8 protein-coding genes are annotated in these 18313 nt (G+C 71.4%); 5 read left to right on the top strand and 3 right to left on the bottom strand.

The genetic code is table 11. The annotated features are described in order from the left end of the window. Nucleotides 1-255: 255 nt before the first annotated feature. From OOZ19_RS04705 to OOZ19_RS04715, 3 genes are read right to left on the bottom strand one after another with little or no spacing between them, the layout of a single operon-like run. On the bottom strand, nucleotides 256-879 hold the full coding sequence (locus tag OOZ19_RS04705) for a LutC/YkgG family protein (protein ID WP_266088625.1): 624 nt from the start codon (nucleotides 877-879) through the stop codon (nucleotides 256-258). After that, nucleotides 876-2384: a LutB/LldF family L-lactate oxidation iron-sulfur protein gene (locus OOZ19_RS04710; protein WP_416309393.1), complete on the bottom strand. Its 1509-nt coding sequence runs from the start codon at nucleotides 2382-2384 to the stop codon at nucleotides 876-878. The genes OOZ19_RS04705 and OOZ19_RS04710 overlap by 4 nt, the downstream gene beginning before the upstream one ends. Continuing rightward, entirely contained in the window at nucleotides 2381-3148 is a 768-nt protein-coding gene (locus OOZ19_RS04715; RefSeq protein WP_266088627.1) for a (Fe-S)-binding protein, read from the bottom strand. Before OOZ19_RS04715 ends, OOZ19_RS04710 begins: the two co-directional genes overlap by 4 nt. Before the next feature lie 141 nt (nucleotides 3149-3289). Between OOZ19_RS04715 and OOZ19_RS04720 the strand changes: the two genes are divergently transcribed. From OOZ19_RS04720 to OOZ19_RS04740, 5 genes are all read left to right on the top strand, one after another. Then, nucleotides 3290-3997, top strand: coding sequence for a FadR/GntR family transcriptional regulator (locus OOZ19_RS04720; RefSeq protein ID WP_266088629.1), 708 nt, complete (start codon nucleotides 3290-3292; stop codon nucleotides 3995-3997). Between the two features lie 533 nt (nucleotides 3998-4530). Beyond that, the gene (locus OOZ19_RS04725; protein ID WP_266088631.1) at nucleotides 4531-13764 is read left to right on the top strand and encodes a non-ribosomal peptide synthetase/type I polyketide synthase; all 9234 of its coding nucleotides are present in this window, start codon (nucleotides 4531-4533) and stop codon (nucleotides 13762-13764) included. Then, nucleotides 13751-15412 (top strand): phytoene desaturase family protein, encoded by a 1662-nt coding sequence (locus tag OOZ19_RS04730; protein WP_266088633.1) that lies wholly within the window; start codon nucleotides 13751-13753, stop codon nucleotides 15410-15412. Before OOZ19_RS04725 ends, OOZ19_RS04730 begins: the two co-directional genes overlap by 14 nt. Next, complete coding sequence (locus OOZ19_RS04735) at nucleotides 15409-17109, top strand: phytoene desaturase family protein (RefSeq protein WP_266088635.1); 1701 nt, start codon at nucleotides 15409-15411, stop codon at nucleotides 17107-17109. The genes OOZ19_RS04730 and OOZ19_RS04735 overlap by 4 nt, the downstream gene beginning before the upstream one ends. Beyond that, complete coding sequence (locus OOZ19_RS04740) at nucleotides 17109-18164, top strand: MDR family NADP-dependent oxidoreductase (protein ID WP_266088637.1); 1056 nt, start codon at nucleotides 17109-17111, stop codon at nucleotides 18162-18164. The genes OOZ19_RS04735 and OOZ19_RS04740 overlap by 1 nt, the downstream gene beginning before the upstream one ends. The last annotated feature ends 149 nt before the right edge of the window (nucleotides 18165-18313 follow it).

The raw sequence follows: 18313 nt of genomic DNA on the forward strand, positions 1-18313 counted from the left end.
CAAAGCGGCCACCTGCACCGTTGCGCGCCGCCGGACGGACCACTCCGGGGCGTTGCCGGAACGGCCGTTCGGCAGCGCGCCATCGGCGGGGGCGCCGCGAAGGGGAGCGGGTCCCGGATCGATCGGCGTCCAGCCGCCAGATATGTCCATAGTGGACGTTCGGGGGTTCGTGGCCGCTGCGCGACGTCCTGCCGGCGGCGGTGCCGCCGCGTTCCCGCCGCCCGGCCCGCTGCGCTGCTCGCCTGCAGGCGCCCCTCAACCGTCCAGCAGCAGGACCACGTGCAGGGTGCGCGGACCGTGCACGCCTTCGACCCGGTCCAGTTCGATGTCCGAGGTCGCCGACGGGCCGCTGATCAGGGTCGTCGGCCGGGCCGGTTCGAGCCGGGCCACCGCCTCGGGGACGCCCGTGACGACCGCCGACAGCGCCACCACGCACACGTGCAGGTCCGGGACCAAGGTGAGCGCGCGCCGCCCCTGGTCGGCGGACGCGTCGAGGAAGATCGTCCCGGTCTCGGCGCAGGTCACGGCCGAGCCGGTGACCACCCCGTCCAGCGCGTCCAGGCGGTCCGGGGGCACCTCGGCGGAGTCGACCACGACCTCGCCGCGGAACGCCGCGAGCCACCCCCGGTCGAGCCCGGCGGGGATGCCGACGCGGGCCGAGCCTCCGAGGGCCCCGGCGATGGTGGCCGCGACGTCGGCGGTGGCGCACTGGTGCACCGTGGCCTGGTAGTCCTCCAGCCGGTCGACCAGCAACTCCCGCTTCTCGGCGGCCGGGAGGTCGCGGTCGCGGCGGTACTCGCGCGGAACCTGCACGGCGGTGGGCGGGGCGATGGCGAGCGCGTCGCGCACCCGGCCCAGCACGGTGTCGCGGGCGTTCACCGCCGGCCTCCTTCACGATGGGCGTCGTCGATCGCGGCCCGGCCCTCGGCGGAATCCCACCACTGCCGGAAGGTCTGCTTCGGTGGCACCGGCAGATCTCGTGCCGACGTCCACGCGCTCCCCGGCGGCGGCAGCGTCCGGATCCGCCCACCGCGCCCGAGCAGCCGGCCCAGTTGCGCCGCGCGCTGCGCCGCGGTCCACCGGCCGGAGGTGGCCATGGCCGTGGAGGCGGCCTTCATCATCAGCTGCTCGGCGCTGAGGTGGGCTTCCTCGACGTGCTGGTGGCGCAGCTCCACCAGCAACGACGGGATGTCGATCTTCACCGGGCAGGCGTCGAAGCAGGCTCCGCACAGGCTCGACGCGTACGGCAAGGACGAGTTCGGATCACCGCCTCCGGTGTCCATCCCGGCCAGCTGCGGGGTCAGCACCGCGCCGATCGGTCCCGGATAGGTGGATCCGTAGGCGTGCCCGCCGGTCCGCTCGTAAACGGGGCACACGTTGAGGCAGGCCGAGCAGCGGATGCAGTGCAGCGCCTCGCGCCCCACCGCGTCGGCCAGCGTCGCGGTGCGGCCGTTGTCCAGCAGCACCAGGTGGAACTCCTGCGGCCCGTCGTCCGGCGTGACGCCGGTCCACATCGAGGTGTACGGGTTCATCCGCTCACCGGTGGAGGAGCGGGGCAGCAGCTGCAGGAACACCTCGAGGTCGGCGTAGGCGGGGATCAGCTTCTCCAGGCCCATCACCGTGATCAACGTCCGCGGCATGGTCAGGCACATCCGGCCGTTGCCCTCGGACTCCACCACCGACAGCGTGCCGGTCTCGGCGATGCCGAAGTTCGCCCCGGAGATGGCGACCCGCGCCCGCATGAACCGCTCGCGCAGGAACCGCCGCGCCGCGTTGGCCAGGTGCGTCGGATCGTCGTCCAATCCTGGGTCCACGCCCGGCATGGAGCGCAGGAAGATCTCGCGGATCTCGGAGCGGTTGCGGTGGATCGCGGGCACCAGGATGTGCGAGGGGCGGTCGTCGCCGAGCTGCACGATCAGCTCCGCCAGGTCGGTCTCGATGGCGGTGATGCCCTCGTCGGCGAGGTGCTCGTTGAGCCCGATCTCCTGGGTGGCCATGGACTTGACCTTGAGCGCCTCGTCGGACCCGGTGTCCTTGACCAGGCGGGTGACGATCGCGTTGGCCTCGGCGGCGTCGCGCGCCCAGTGCACGTGCCCGCCGCGTTCGGTCACCGCCCGCTCGAACTGCTCGAGCAGTTCCGGCAACCTGCCCATGACGTCGCGCTTGACCGCCGCGCCCGCCGAGCGCAGCTGTTCCCAGTCGGGAAGCTCCCCGGTCACCTGCAGGCGCTTGTTCCGGATCGTGCGGGTGGCCTTGCCGACGTTGCGGCGCATCTGGGTGTTGCCGAGTTCGGTGCGAGCCGCGGCCGGGAACGGTTCCTCGCCGCGCAGGTTGCCGGTTCCGCGCGGGGGAGCGGTGGGCATGCCGAGGAAGGTGCCGCTCATGCGAGTGCTCCCCGTTTCGGGCTGATGGCGTGTTCGGTCGAGGCGAGGATCTCGGCGAGGTGCAGGGTGCCGATGCCGGTCTGCATCCGGGACAGGCCACCGCCGATGTGCATCAGGCACGAGGAATCCCCGGCGGAGCAGAACTCGGCTCCGGTGGCGGCGACGTTGCGCAGCTTGTCCGAGAGCATCGCCGTGGAGGTGTCGGCGTTCTTGAGGGCGAAGGTCCCGCCGAAGCCGCAGCACTGGTCGGCGTCGGGAAGTTCCACCAGGTCGATCTCGCGCACCGCGCGCAGCAGCCGCAGCGGTTTGTCCCCGACCCGCAGCATCCGCAGCGAGTGGCAGGTGGGGTGGTAGGTCACCCGGTGCGGGAACGTCGCGCCCACGTCGACCACGCCGAGCACGTCGACGAGGAACTCGGCGAGCTCGTAGGTCTTCGCGCGGGACCGCTCGACCTGCTGGCGCAGCGCCGGGGTGCCGTAGCGCTCGGCGACGATCTGGTGCTGGTGGCGGATCGAACCGGCGCAGGAGCCCGAGGGCACGATCACGGCGTCGATCGACTCGTCGGCGAAGCAGGCCGCGTGGTTGTCGACCAGCGGCAGCGCTTCGCGCTGGTAGCCGGTGTTCACGTGCATCTGCCCGCAGCAGGTCTGCGCCTGCGGGAACACGACTTCCTGGCCGAGCCTGCTCAGCAGCAGCGCGGTGGCCTTGACCGCGTCGGGGAACAGCGTGTCCCCGAGGCAGGTGGCGAACAGGGCTACCCGCATGCGTCGAACCCCTTTCCGAGGTGTGGTCTGACCACACCGTAGCCGGGGTCGGTGGCGCCGGGAACGAGTGGTGGCCGTCGCGTCAGCGTTGCGCGGGTGCGCGGTGCCCGCAACGCGCCGGTGCGCCGATAGGCTCGGGCCGTGGCGAATGCTGGGCCGAGGGCGTGGGAACGGGTGCTCGCACAGATCGAGGACGACCTGCTCACCGGACGGATCGCTCCCGGCCAGCGGCTTCCCGGCGAGCGGGCGCTGGCCGAGGAGCTCCAGGTGGGGCGTTCCTCGGTGCGCGAGGCGATGCGGGTGCTGGAAGCGCTGGGGCTGCTGCGCGCGCAGACCGGTTCCGGGCCGGACGCGGGGGCGGTGATCCTGGCGCGGCCGACCGGTGGCATGAGCGCGCTGCTGCGATTGCAGGTCGCGGGCCAGGGGTTCCAGGTGCGCGACGTGGTGCGCACCAGGCTGGTGCTGGAGACCGCGTCGGTGACCGAGCTGGCCGGGGCGCCCGAACCGGTCGACCTCGCGGCGGCGGCGGAACTGCTCGACGCGATGGACGAGCCGGACCTGGCCGCGGCGGAGTTCTTGGCGCTCGACGCCCAGTTCCACCTGGCCCTCGCCCAGGCCGCGGGCAACGAGGTGATCGCCGCGATGATGTCCGGTCTGCGCGACTCCATCGAGAACTACACCCGCGAGACCCTGCCGCTGCTGCGGTCGTGGGCGGACACGTCGGCTCGGTTGCGGCGGGAGCACCGGGAGGTGCTCGCGGCGGTTCGCGCGGGTGACGGCGAGGTGGCGGGGCGGCGGATGACCGCGCACATCAAGGGCTACTACGCCGAGGGCGGGTTGTCGTTGTGATCGCGGTCGGCGGCGCTGCTTTTTCTCGACGCCTGAGATTTTGCGCTCCATGTGATTGTATTGCGGTAAATCAAGCTTGATTGCGGACGTCCTCGCAATTCGGATTCAGGGATCCGATTCATTTTCGCGCGAGAGGACGCGTGGTCGGGATTCATGTCTGGCGCGTTCGTTCCGGCGGGTGTCGAGAATGCGCGTTGCTCGATTCGGGTGATCGCTAGTTCATTGCGGTGATATCACGCGGAGAGGCTGTGACCTGCGCGATAGTTCCCTTGCGATGGGTCGCGGCTGTATTGTCGCGGCTGGGCAGCGGTTGTGCCCGGTTGTCGGGAATCGCTCGGATGCCGCCGAAATCATTCGATCGGACACCCTCGGGTGAGTTAACGGGATGCGCCGAACGGGTAGTGGTCAACCGAACAGATGGACTCGGTTTTTTCCCGTCTCTAATCTCAATTCGGCAACCCCGGCGCTGATCTGCCTGGTGGATTTCATTTTCCGTGAACTGATGTCGGCTTTCGCGAGGAAAAGAAGGTTCGATGCTCTCCGCCTCCAGTAGTCCCACGCCCGACGACAAGATCGCGATCATCGGCATCGGATGCCGCTTACCCGGCGGGGCCACCGGCCCCGACGCCTTCTGGCGGAACCTGGCGGGTGGCAAGGACTGCATCACGCCGACGCCGCGCGACCGCTACGACGTCACCACGTTGAGCAGCCGGAACCCCGGCAAGGCCGGCCGGCTGGTCGGCGGGCACGGGGGATACGTCGACGGCGTCGACGAGTTCGACCCCGCCTTCTTCGGCATCAGCCCGCGCGAGGCCGAGCACATGGACCCGCAGCAGCGGAAGTTGCTGGAAGTGACGTGGGAAGCCCTCGAAGACGGCGGCCAGCGGCCCGCGGATCTGGCCGGGCAGGACGTCGGGGTCTTCGTCGGCGCGTTCACCCTGGACTACAAGATCCTCCAGTTCGGCGGCCTCGACTTCGACGCGCTGGCCGCGCACACCGCGACCGGCACGATGATGACGATGGTGTCGAACCGGCTGTCGCACTGCTTCGACTTCCGCGGCCCGAGCGTTTCGATCGACACCGCGTGCAGCTCCTCGCTGGTCGCCGTGCACCTGGCGCGCCAGAGCCTGCTGCGCGGGGAGAGCAGCCTCGCGCTGGTCGGCGGCACCTCGCTGCAGCTGGCCCCGCAGTACACGATCAGCGAGAGCAAGGGCGGATTCCTCTCGCCGGACGGGCGGTCGCGCACCTTCGACGCCGCAGCCAACGGCTACGTCCGCGCCGAGGGCGTTGCCGCGGTGGCGCTCAAGCGGCTCGCCGACGCCGAACGCGACGGAGACCCGATCTACGCGCTGATCAGCGGGACCGGCGTGAACCAGGACGGCCGCACCAACGGCATCACGGTGCCGGACGGGGACCGGCAGGTCGAACTCATCGAACGGGTCTGCGCCGAGGCGGGCATCGTTCCCGGCGACCTGCAGTACGTGGAGGCGCACGGAACCTCCACCGCCGTCGGCGACCCGATCGAGGCGAACGCGCTGGGCCGGGCCCTGTCGGTGGGGCACCGGCCGGGCGCGGTGCGCTACGTCGGCTCGGTCAAGACGAACATCGGCCACACCGAGGCCGCCGCCGGGGTCACCGGGTTGATCAAGGTCGCGCTCTCGCTGCGCCACCGCCGGATCCCGCCGCACATCAACCTGCGCACGGTCCACCCGGAGATCGACCTCGCGTCGTTGCCGTACCGGATTCCGGCGGAACTGACCGACTGGCCCGAGCACGACGGTCCCGCCCGCGCCGGGGTGAACTCCTTCGGCTTCGGCGGGACCAACGCCCACGTGCTCGTCGAAGAAGCGCCGCCGCGCGCGGTGGTCGAGGACGCCGCCGCGGTGCGCACCATCCTGCCGATCAGCGCCCGCGACGAGGAGTCGCTGCGGCGGCGGGCCGAGGCGATCCGCGCGGAGCTCGACCGCGTTCCCGCGCGCGACCTCGGCTACACCCTCGCGCGCCGCCGCCAGCACCAGGCGGCGCGGCTGGCCGTCGTGCACTCCTCGGCGGCGCAGCTGCGCGACCGCCTGGACTCCTACCTGCGAGGCGAGGCGCGCCCCGGAGTGGTCGTGGACCAGCGCCGGGACACCGGCGGCCTCGCCTGGGTGTTCACCGGCATGGGACCGCAGTGGTGGGCGATGGGCAGGCAGCTGTTCGACGCCGAACCGGTGTACCGCGACGCGATCGAGCAGTGCGACGCCGAGATCCGCACCCTCGCCGGGTGGTCGTTGGTCGATGAGCTCCGCGCTGCGGAGCCGGATTCGCGGATGGGCGAGACCTGGCTGGCGCAGCCCGCCAACTTCGCCGTGCAGGTCGGCCTGGCGGCGCTGTGGCGCCACCACGGAGTGCGCCCGGACGCCGTCGTCGGGCACAGCACGGGGGAGATCGCGGCTTTCCACGAGGCCGGGGTCTACAGCCTCCGCGACGCCGTGGCGGTCGCGATCCACCGCAGCAGGTTGCAGCACGAGCTCACCGGCACCGGCACCATGCTCGCCGTCGGCTTGGGCGAGGACGAGGCGCTGCGCAGGATCCGCGTCCACGGCGACCGGGTGTCGGTGGCCGCGGTGAACGGTCCGGCGACGATCACCCTGGCCGGTGACGAGGAAGTGCTGCGGCGGCTGACCGGCGAGCTGGCGGCGGAGCAGATCTTCGCCCGCCTGCTCGACGTGCGCGTCCCGTACCACAGCGCCCGGATGGACCTGATCAAGGACGAGCTGCTGGCCTCGCTGTCCGGGATCCGGCCGCGGGAAGCGGCGCTGCCGCTCTACCTGACCGGGATGGAAGCGGTCGCGCACGGCTCGGAGCTCGACGCGGCGTACTGGTGGCGCAACGTCCGCGACAGCGTCCGCTTCCGCGCCGCCGTCGACCGCCTGGCCGCCGACGGGTACCGCGGGTTCCTGGAGATCGGGCCGCACCCGGTGCTGGCGCACTCGATCCGGGAATGCTTGGCGGAGCGGGAGATCGAGGGCACGACGCTGCCGTCGATCCGGCGCGGGGAGGACGAGCAGGAGCGCTTCCTGACCTCGCTGGCGGCGTTGCACGCCCGAGGTGCGGACATCTCCTGGAACCGGCTGCACCCGGCGGGGGAGGTGGTGTCGCTGCCGCCGTACCCCTGGAAGCGGGATCGCTACTGGGCGGAACCGGAGGCGGTCGCGCAGATCCGGCTCGGCCTGCTCGACCACCGGTTGCTGGGGCGCAGGATGGCCACCGCCGAACCGGCGTGGGAGGCGCGGCTCGACGTGGAGCGACTGCCCTACCTGGCCGATCACCGCATCCAGGGCGGAGTGGTGCTCCCCGCCGCGGCCTACGCCGAGATGGCCGCGCAGGCCGTCCGCGCGATGACCGGTGAGAACAGCGTCGTGCTGGCGGACCTGGAGCTGCGCAAGGCGCTGTTCCTGGCGGACGGGGACGGCGGCAAGGTCCAGCTGGCCTTCGCGGCCGAGAACGCGACGTTCACGATCGCCACCATGACCGGCGACGACCGCCGGTCGGTGCACGCGGCGGGTGCCGCCGCGGTCGGCCGGGGCGTGCGCGGTCTCGCTCCGGCGGACTTCGACGCGTTGCGCGGCCCGGAGCGGCGCCACTTGAGCCGGGACGCGTGCTACGCGGCGTTGGAGGCCCGCGGCTACCAGTACGGCCCGGCGTTCCAGGCGATCGAGGAGGTCTGGGTCGGCGAGCACGAGGCCCTCGCCCGCATCGGGCCGCCGCAGCAGGTCACCGACGCCGCCGAGCACCACGTGCACCCGGTGCTGCTGGACGCCTGCTTCCAGGCGTTGCTGGTGCCCGACGTGCTGCGCGATGCCGGGGACGCCGGCATCCGGCTGCCGCTGTCCATCGCGGAACTCCGGCTCGACGAGATCGGTGCGCAGCCGATCTGGGCGCACGCGGTGCTCACCGGGACCGACGGGGCCGATCTGGTCGGCGACATCGCGGTGTACGCGGCGGACGGCTCACCCCTCGGGTTGATCAGCGGATTCCGGGCGGGCGACGTGGATCGCGCCGCGGCGACGCTGAGCCGGGGCGCGATCGACGACTGGCTGGTCGAACCGTCCTGGCCGCCGCTGCCCGTCGGCGAACCGGTGGACGCGCGGGGCCGCTGGCTGGTGTTCGCCGACCGGCGCGGGGTCGCGGCGGAGCTCGCGGCGCGCATCGCCGCCGACGGCGGTACCTGCCACCTGGTGTTCCCCGGCGTGGCGCACGGCGGCGCGGCGGTCGTACCCGGCGATCCCGCGGATCTCCGGCGGCTGCTCGACGAGCTCGGCGGTGCGCCCTTCGACCACGTCGTGCACCTGTGGAACCTCGACGCGCCGACGATCGACCGGTTGCCCCGGGCGGAGTTCGAGGCGCACAAGGACCTCGGCGGCTTCTCGCTGATCACGCTCGCCCGCGTCCTGCAGGAGCGGCGCGGTGAGGCGCAGCTGCACGTGGTCACCCGCGGCGCGCAGGCGGTCGTGGACGCGGACGAGGTCGAACCGCTGGGTGCCCCGGCGTGGGGGATCGGGCGCGTGCTGCGCCAGCAGGAGTCGGTGCGCAACCGCGGCAAGCTGATCGACCTCGAACCCGGCCGCACCGATCCCGCGGCGGACGCGGTCGCCGTGCTGCGCGCGGTCGCCGTCCCCGAGGAGGACGAGATCGCGGTGCGCGGTGACGGGTTCCGCGCGGCCCGGTTGCGCCCGGCGCAGGGGCTGTCGGATCCGCTGCCGCTGCGGTTGCGCGCCGACGGCAGCTACCTGGTGACCGGTGCGTTCGGCGCGCTGGGCCGGTTGCTGTGCCGGACGCTGGTCAAGCGCGGTGCGCGGCGGCTGATCCTGGTCAGCCGGTCCGGCCTGCCGGAACGCGCCGGGTGGAGCGAGGCCGGCGCGGACGGCACCACCGGGCGCAACATCCGGTTCGTCCGCGAACTCGAAGCGCTCGGCGCGCAACCGGTCGTGGCGCGGCTCGACATCACCGACGAGTCCTCGCTGGTGGACTGGCTCGCCGAGCACCGGCGAGGGGCGCCGCAGCCGATCCGCGGCGTGTTCCACCTCGCCGGGCACCTCCAGGACACGCTGGTGTCCGACATGGACAAGGCCGCCTACGACGCGGTGCACGACACCAAGGTCGTCGGCGCGCACCTGCTGCACCGGCACCTGAGCGACGAGCCGGTGGAGCACTTCGTGCTCTTCGCCTCGATCGCCTCGCTGCTGACCACCGCGGGCCAGGCGAACTACGCGGCGGGCAACGCTTTCCTCGACGCGCTGGCCCACCACCGGCGGGCGCGCGGGCTGCCCGCGCTGAGCATCGACTGGGGACCGTGGGCGACGGGCATGATCGAGGAGCAGGGGCTGGTCGAGCACTACCGCAACAGCCGCGGAATGAGCTCGCTGGCGCCTGCCAACGGGATGGCGGTGCTGGAGCGGATCATCGGTCAGCGCCACGCCCAGCTGGTGGTCGCGACGATCGTCGACTGGCCGACGTTCCTGTCCTGGTACCCCGTCGCACCACCGCTGGTCGCCGACCTCGCCGCCGCCGCGGACCTGGTTCCGCCCGCTGAGGACGGCGGGTTCCTGGAAGCGTTCCGCGCGGCCGACCCGCGGCTGCGCCGGGGCCTGCTGGCCGAGCACTTCACCGCGCTCGTCGCGAACGTGCTGCGGGTGCCGCCGGAGTCGATCGCCGAGGACGACGGGCTCAGCGCCCTGGGGCTCGACTCGATGCTCGCCATGGAGCTGCGGGCGCGGATCCACACCGAGCTGGGCGTCGCGCTGCCCGTGGTCGCGCTGCTCGGCAACACCCCGGTGCACGAGCTCGTCGACCAGGTGCACGACGAGGTGCTGGACGCCGCGGACGACGCCGGAGGCGGCGCCGTCGTCGAGGTGTTCCGCGACGAGCACCGGTATCCGCTCACGCAGAACCAGAAGGCGTTGTGGTTCCTCAAACAACTCCACCCCGACGGCTTCGCCTACAACATCGGCGGCGCGGTCGAGGTGCGCGCCGAGCTGGACCCGCGGCTGCTGTCCGAGGCGTTCGCGACCTTGGTGGCCCGGCACCCGATCCTGCGGGCGAGCTTCGTCCTGGACGGCGGTGAACCCGTGCAGCGCATCGCACCGGAGGCCGCTCCCGACTTCGCCGTCTTCGACGTCCGGGGCCTGCCCTGGGACGAGATCCACCGCCGGATCGTGGCGGAGTACCGCAAGCCCTACGACCTGGAGCGCGACCCGCTGATCCGGTTCCGGTTGTTCCAGCGGGAACCGGACCGCTGGGTGCTGGTCAAGGCCGTGCACCACATCATCTCCGACGCCATCTCCACCTTCACCTTCATCGAGGAGTTGCTGGCCTGCTACGAAGGCCTGCGCAGGGGCGTGCCCGCGGAGCTGCCGCCGGTCCCGGCGACCTACCTGGACTTCCTCAACCGGCAGAACCGCTTCCTCGCCGGACCGGACGCCCAGCGGATGCTCGACTACTGGCGCTCGCACCTGCCCGCTCAGGTGCCGGTGCTGAACCTGCCCACCGACAAGCCGCGCCCACTGGTGCAGACGCACAACGGGGCCTCCGAGTTCTTCGCCCTCGACACCGCGCTCAGCACCCGCGTGCACGAGCTCGCCCGCGAGCACGGAGTGACGCCGTTCGTGGTGCTGCTCAGCGCGTACTACCTGCTGCTGCACCGGTATTCGGGCCAGGACGACATCGTCGTCGGCAGCCCGGTCACCGGTCGCACGGAGCAGGAGTTCGCCGGGGTGTACGGGTACTTCGTCAACCCGCTGCCGCTGCACGCGAACCTCGGCGCCGACCCGTCCGTCGCGGAGCTGCTCGACCAGGTCCGCACGACGGTGCTCGGCGGGCTGGACAACCAGGAGTACCCGTTCGTGCTGCTGGTCGAGCAGCTGGGCCTGCAGCACGACCCGAGCCGCTCGGCGGTGTTCCAGGTGATGTTCATCCTGCTGCACCACAAGGTCTCGGCCGAGCAGTACGGGTACCACCTCGACTACGTGGAGCTGCCGGAGGAGGAGGGGCAGTTCGACATCACGCTGTCGGTGTACGAGGACGAGGCCGACCACCGCTTCCACTGCGTCTTCAAGTACAACACCGACCTGTTCCTGCCGGAGACGATGCGGCGGCTCGCCGGACACTACACCGCCCTGCTCGACGCCTTGACCGGCTCGCCGGGCACCAGGCGGGTCGGTGAGCTGCCGATGCTGGCGGCGGCCGAGCGCGACCGGATCCTCGGCTCGTGGAGCGGCCCGCGGCACGAGACCGTCCCCGGCGCCGCGGTGCACGAGCTGATCGCCGCCGTCGCCGCCGACCGCCCCGACGCGATCGCGGTGACCGCGCCCGCCGAGGACGGGACGGTGCGGCGGCTCACCTACGGCGAACTCGACGAGTGGTCGCGGCGGCTGGCGCGGGGACTGCGGGCGCGCGGCGTCCGCGACGGCGCGATCGTCGCACTGTGCCTGGACAAGTCCCCGCTGCTGATCGCGGCCGTGCTGGCGGTGCTGCGGGCGGGTGGCGCGTACCTCCCGCTGGACCGGGAGCAGCCGGCGGAACGGCTCGGCTACATGGCACGGCACGCGGGAGCATCGCTGGTGGTCGCCGACGAGGCCGGGCGAGACCACCTCGGGGCGCTCGACCACGTGGTGACTCCCGCGGAGCTCGACGCGCGGCCGGACGGTGACGCCGACCGCGTCGCGGTGGCACCGGAGGCCCCGGCCTACGTCTGCTTCACCTCCGGTTCGACCGGGCGTCCCAAGGCGGTGCAGGTCTCGCACCGCAACCTCGCGTCCGCGTACGCGGCGTGGCACCGGGAGTACGGCCTGGGCGACGACGTCCGGGTCCACCTGCAGCTGGCGAACTTCGCGTTCGACGTGTTCACCGGCGACCTGGTGCGCGCGCTGTGCTCGGGCGGCACCCTCGTGCTCGTCGGCCGCGAGCTGCTGTTCAACACGGCACGGCTGCACCGGACGATGCTGGCCGAGCAGGTGGATTGCGCCGAGTTCGTCCCGGCGGTGGTGCGCGGCCTGGTGGAGCACTGCGAGAGCAGCGGCGCGCGGCTGGACTTCATGCGGCTGCTCGTCGTCGGCTCCGACACGTGGAAGGTCGAGGAGTACCGGCGGCTGCGGGAGCTGTGCGGGCCGCGCACCCGTGTGCTCAACTCCTACGGCGTCACCGAAGCCACCATCGACAGCAGCTGCTTCGAAGGTCCCGTCGACGGACTCGAACCGAGCGCCTCGGTTCCCATCGGCACGCCGCTGCCCAACAGCCGGTGCTACATCCTCGACGACCGGGGACGGCCGGTGCCGCAGGGCGTGGTCGGTGAGCTGTGGATCGGCGGCGACGGGGTGGCGACCGGCTACCGCGGTGACCCGGAGCAGACCGAGCAGCGGTTCCGGACGATCACCCCGCACGACGAGCCGGTGCGCTGCTACCGCACCGGTGACCTGGCCAAGTGGGACGCCCGGGGCGTCGTCCACCTGCTCGGGCGGGCCGACACCCAGGTGAAGGTGCGGGGGCACCGCATCGAGATCGGCGAGGTCGAGTCGCAGCTGGCCCGGTGGCCGCAGCTCAAGCAGGTGGTGGTCGTCGCGCACGAGGACTCCGGTGGGGACACGGCGTTGTGCGCCTACTGCGTGCCCGCGGCGGGCGCGGTGCTGGACCAGCGGAAGTTGCGCGGCCACCTCGCCGAGCACCTGCCGACGTTCATGATCCCGGCGCACTTCGTCGAACTGCCCGCGCTGCCGCTGACGGTGAGCGGCAAGATCGACGTCGAGTCGCTGCCCGCGCCCGAGGCCGGGCGTTCCCGGCGGGACCACGAGCCGACGGTGACGCTGTTCGAGACGCGGATGGCCGAGCACTGGAAGTCGCTGCTGGACCTGGACGAGGTCGGCCTGCAGGACGACTTCTTCGAACTCGGCGGGAGTTCGATCAAGCTGATCGAGCTGATCCACCACGTGCAGCGCGAGTTCGACATCACGGTGGCCGTGGGCGAGCTGTTCAAGACCACGACGTTGCGCGGCATGGCCAAGACCGTCGAGCACGTCATCACCGGCCGGCTGCCCGGATCCCAGCCGTACGTGCGGTTCAACGAGGGCCGGGGTGAACCGGTGTGCTGCTTCCCCCCGGTCGGTGGCCACGGGCTGGTGTACCGCCAGCTCGCCGGACGGCTGCCGGAGCACGAACTGCTCGGCTTCAACCACCTCAGCGGAGCGGACAAGGTCGAGCGCTACGCGGACCTGGTCGAGCAGGTCCGGCCGGACGGGCCTCGCGCGCTGCTGGGCTACTCGCTCGGCGGGAACCTGGCGTTCGAGGTGGCCGCGGAACTCGAACGGCGCGGCCGTGCGGTGTCCCGCGTGGTCATCGTCGACTCCTACCGCATCACCGAGCCGTTCGAGGTGGGGCCCGAGCGGCTGGACGTCTTCGAGCGGGAGCTCGCCGAACACCTGCGCAAGCACACCGGAACCGAGGTCGTGGCGGCCGAAACGCGCGAGCAGGCGCGGGAGTACCTGGAGTTCTGCGGTCGCACGCCCAACCGGGCGGTGCTGGACGCGCCGATCAGCGTGCTCAGCGACCCGGCGAACATCGGCGTCCACCTCGCGGGGGAGGAGGGCAGCTGGCAGGACCGCTCCCGCGGCGGGACCGCGGTGCTGCGCGGGTCCGGGGCGCACGCCGACATGCTCGACGGCGAGCACGCCGGCGCGAACGCGGACCTGGTGCGTTCGATCCTGGCCGGGGGTGCGGCCGATGATGTCGCGTGACGGGACCGGCGACGCGCCGAGCGTCATCATCGTCGGCGGCGGCGTCGCCGGGATGGCCACCGGGTGCTACGCGCAGATGAGCGGGCTGCGCACCCAGGTCTTCGAGAAGCACGTGCTGCCGGGCGGTTGCTGCACGGCGTGGGGACGGGACGGGTACGTCTTCGACTACTGCATCTCCTGGTTGGTGGGTACCGCCGAGGGCAACGAGGCCAACCAGGTGTGGCGGGAACTGGGGGCGCTGGACGGCAAGACCATCACCAACTTCGAGATGTTCAACCGGATCGTCGGTCCCGACGGCCGCTCGGTGACGTTCTACAACGATCCCGACCGGCTGCAACGGCACCTGCTGGAGGTGTCGCCCGCCGATTCCCGGCCGATCCGGAGGTTCTGCCGCGACCTGCGCCGGTTCATGGAGGTCGACGTCTCGTCGTTCTTGGTGCCGCGAGCGCTGCGGCCGGAGCACGAGCGGGAGGCGGCGGAGGTGAAGGGCCTGCCCGCGACCCGGTGGTTCCGGCGGACCGCGACGACCTCGTTGGAGGACTTCACCGACAGCCTCCGCGACCCGCTGCTGCGGCGGGCCTTCCCGAACATCTTCTTCCAGGACCACGAAAGCTTCCCGCTGCTGCCGTACCTGCTCAACATGGCCGACGCGCACCTCGGCAACGCCGGCTTCCCGGAGGGCGGTTCGCTGGGGCTGGCGCGTTCGATCGAGCAGCGGTACCGCTCGCTCGGCGGTGAGATGCGCTACCGGACGCGAGTCGAGCGGATTCTCGTCGAGGGAGGCCGCGCGGTCGGGGTGCAGCTCAGGAACGGCACGCGGCACTACGCGGATCACGTCGTATCGGCTTGCGACGGCGCCACCACGCTCTACCGGATGCTCGACGGCGCGTACACGAACCCGACCGTCGACCGGCTCTACGAGGACCTGCTCGCCGATCCTGACCAGGTGTATCCGGGCGTGGCGTCCGTCTTCGTCGGCTTCGACGGCGCACCGCCGGGCGACGCGCCGCACAGCGCGACCTACTTGCTGTCCGAACAGGACGCGGCCCGGTTGCCGGGCTCGTCGCAGCAGAGCCTCGCGGTGCAGCTGCGGACGAAGTACTGGTCGGGTTGCGCCCCGCCGGGCAAGTCGTTGTTCCACTGCTCGTACTTCACCGATTTCGCCTCCTGGAGGAGCCTGCGCGTCACGAACCGGCGCGAGTACCGGGCTCGCAAGCGCCAGGCCGCCGAGTTCGTGTGCTCCTTCCTCGAACGCCACCACCCGGGAATCGGTGCGCGCATCGAGGTCGTCGACGTGGCCACCCCGGTGACGAACAACCGCTACACCGCCAACTTCGAAGGCAGCATCCTCGCCTGGAAGTCCTTCGGCGAGACCGACGACCTGCTCGCGAAGCTCGTCGACGAAGACCGGATGCGGCTGCCCGGCTTGCGCGGCTTCTCCATGGCGGGGCAGTGGATCAGCGGTGGCGGGCTGATCCGGGCCGCCGCGTCCGGGCGATTCGCCGTGCAGTTCCTGTGCGAGGAGCTCGGCGTGCCGTTCCGCGCGTGGGAGAGCGATGCCCGGCAGCGCTGGCGGCCCGAGATGCTCGGCGAGCTGCCCCTGCTCGATCGGAACCTGATGCGGACGGAAGGCAGGCGCACCACGTGAACCAGCGGCAAACGATGATCATCATCGGTGGGGGGCTCGGCGGGCTCTCCACCGGGTGCTACGCGCAGATGAACGGGTACCGGACGAGGATCTTCGAGATGCACGAGATCCCCGGTGGCTGCTGCACGGCGTGGGACAAGGGGGACTTCACCTTCGACTGCTGCGTGAGCTGGCTGCTCGGCAACGGGCCCGGCAACGAGATGCACCAGATCTGGCTGGAGCTCGGGGCGTTGCAGGGCAAGGAGATGCGGCACTTCGACGTGTTCAACGTCGTGCGCGGCAGGGACGGGCGGGCGGTCTACTTCTACTCCGACCCGGATCGGCTCGAAGCGCACCTGCGCGAGCTCTCACCGGCGGACGCCCGGCTGATCCGGAAGTTCTGCAACGGGCTGCGCAAGTTCTGCAAGGCGATCACGGTGTACCCGTTCCTCAAACCGGTCGGGCTGATGGGCCGCGTCGAGCGGTTGCGGATGCTGGCCTCGTTCCTGCCCTACGCGAACGTCATCCGGACCTCGATCAGCACGTTGATGGTGGACTACTCGGCGAAGTTCCGGGATCCGCTGCTGCGCGAGGCCTTTAACTTCGTGCTCTACGAGAAGCACCCGGCGTTCCCGGTGCTGCCGTTCTACTTCCAGCTCGCCTCGCACGCGAACCGGTCGGCCGGGGTGCCGGAGGGCGGCTCGCAGGGGTTGTCGAACTCGATCGAGCAGCGCTACCGCCGCCTCGGTGGGGAGATCACCTACAACGCCAAGGTGGCGGAGGTGCTGATCGAGGACGACCGCGCGGTGGGCGTGCGGCTCAGCGACGGCAGCGAGCACCGCGCCGACGTCGTCGTGTCCGCCTGCGACGGGCACACCACGACGATGAAGCTGCTCGGCGGGCGCTACCTCACCGAGACCCATCGGCGCCTCTACACCCGGACCATCGACGAACCCGGCCAGATCTTCCCCGGTTACTTCATCCTGTTCCTGGGGCTGGACCGATCGTTCCCGGAAGCCGACCCGTGCACGACCTACCTGCTCGACGAGGACACGGCCGCGAAGCTGACCGGGATCCGGCATCCGAGCATCAACGTGCAGTTCCGCACCGCGCACTACCCGGACCTGGCGCCACCGGGCAAGACGATCGTCTACGCGACGTACTTCTGCGACATCGAGCCCTGGCGCGAGCTCAGCACCGGCCCGGAGCAGCGGACGCGAGTGCGCGGCGGCGTGGAGCAGCACACCCTCTCGGTCCGCCGCGGCACCGCCTACTACGCCGCGAAGCGGCAGGTGAAGGACGCGCTGGTGGACTTCCTGGACGAGCGGTTCCCCGGCCTCCGCGACTCCGTGGTGACCCGGGACATCTCCACCCCGCTGACGCAGGTCCGCTACACCGGCAACTACGACGGCACCGTCCTCGGCTGGCAGCCGTTCGTGGAGGGCGGCGAGACGCTGGAGGAGGAGATCAACAAGCACGGCCCCCGACTGCCCGGTCTGCGCGACTTCTACTTCTCCGGCGTGTGGGCCACCACCGGCGGCCTGATCCGGGCGGCGGGCTCGGGGCGCCAGGTCATGCAGTTCATCTGCAACGACGACGGCAAGGAATTCACCGCCCACGTCGACGACAGCGCCCCGGAACCGACCCACGTCACGATCCCGGTCGGCCCGGAGGTGCCGCGCGCGGACGCCGAGCCCGCCTCGAACCGAGGAGCCTGATGAAGATCGAGAAGTGGATCATCCGGGAGCACCTGGCAGGAGTTCCCGCTGTGGAACGGATCTACGAGAAGGTGGTCGAGGACGTGGAGATCCGGCTGGCGCCGGACGAGATGCTGCTGCGGACCCGGTACGTCTCCCTCGACCCCTACCTGCACGGCATCACCCTGGAGCTGCCGACCGGTACGCCCGCCGGGGCCGACTCCGTCATGGAAGTGCTCGAAGCGGGGCCGCGGGCCCGTTTCGAGGTCGGGGACCTCGTCCAGGGCTGGGGCGGCTGGCGCAGCCACCTGGTCAGCACCGGGGAGGGCGGCCCGGTGCTCGGCGGGCGGGTCCCGCTGAGCGTGCCCGATTACCGCAAGATCGACCCGGCGCGGCACGACGACGCGCTGCCGGTGCACACCGCCCTCGGTGCCCTGGGCGGGTCCGGGATGACCGCGTGGGCCGCCACGACGAAGTTCTTGGCGGTGCGGCCCGGCGACACGGTGCTGATCAGTTCCGCCTCCGGCGCTGTCGGGTCGGTCGTGGGGCAGCTGGCCAAACGCGCCGGGGCCCGCGTGGTGGGGACGACGAGCTCCCCGTGCAAGGTCGATTACCTGCGCGAACTCGGCTTCGACGCGGTGGTCGAGTACCGGCACGGCGACGCGGTGGACGACGTGTGCGGCGCACTCCGGCAGGCCGCTCCGGACGGGATCGACCGGTACTTCGACAACCTCGGGGGCGCGATCACCGACGCCGCGTTCCGCCTGCTCAACGTGGACAGCCGCGTAGCGGTGTGCTGGCAGTGGGCCCACCAGGTCGGCGCGGAGGAATCAGGTCCGCGGCTGCTGCCGCTGATCATGTACCCGCGCACCACCATCCGCGGCGTCTTCGCGTTGGAGTGGTTCACCGAGCAGAACTGGAACGCCCTGTACGACGAAGTCGGCGGCCTGATCCGGCGCGGTGAGATCCGCTGTGACCACACCGTCCACCACGGCATCGACGCCATCCCGGACGCGTACCGGAGCCTGTACCTGAACCCCTCCGCCAACCGGGGCAAGGTCCTGGTCGAACTGTGAGGCGGTGTTCCGCGAGGCTGGCCTGCTCGACGGGTCGGGTGGCGGACCGCAGAGCCCGTGTCTGCGAGCGTGGTCTGCGTTGTTGGTCGCTCGGTGGAACTTCAGCGGCTTCCTCGCTGCGGGATCTTCTTCCCGAGTGGCTCCGCCAC

Origin of the sequence: Saccharopolyspora sp. NFXS83 (assembly GCF_026241095.1) — a bacterium.
GTDB lineage: Bacteria > Actinomycetota > Actinomycetes > Mycobacteriales > Pseudonocardiaceae > Saccharopolyspora_C.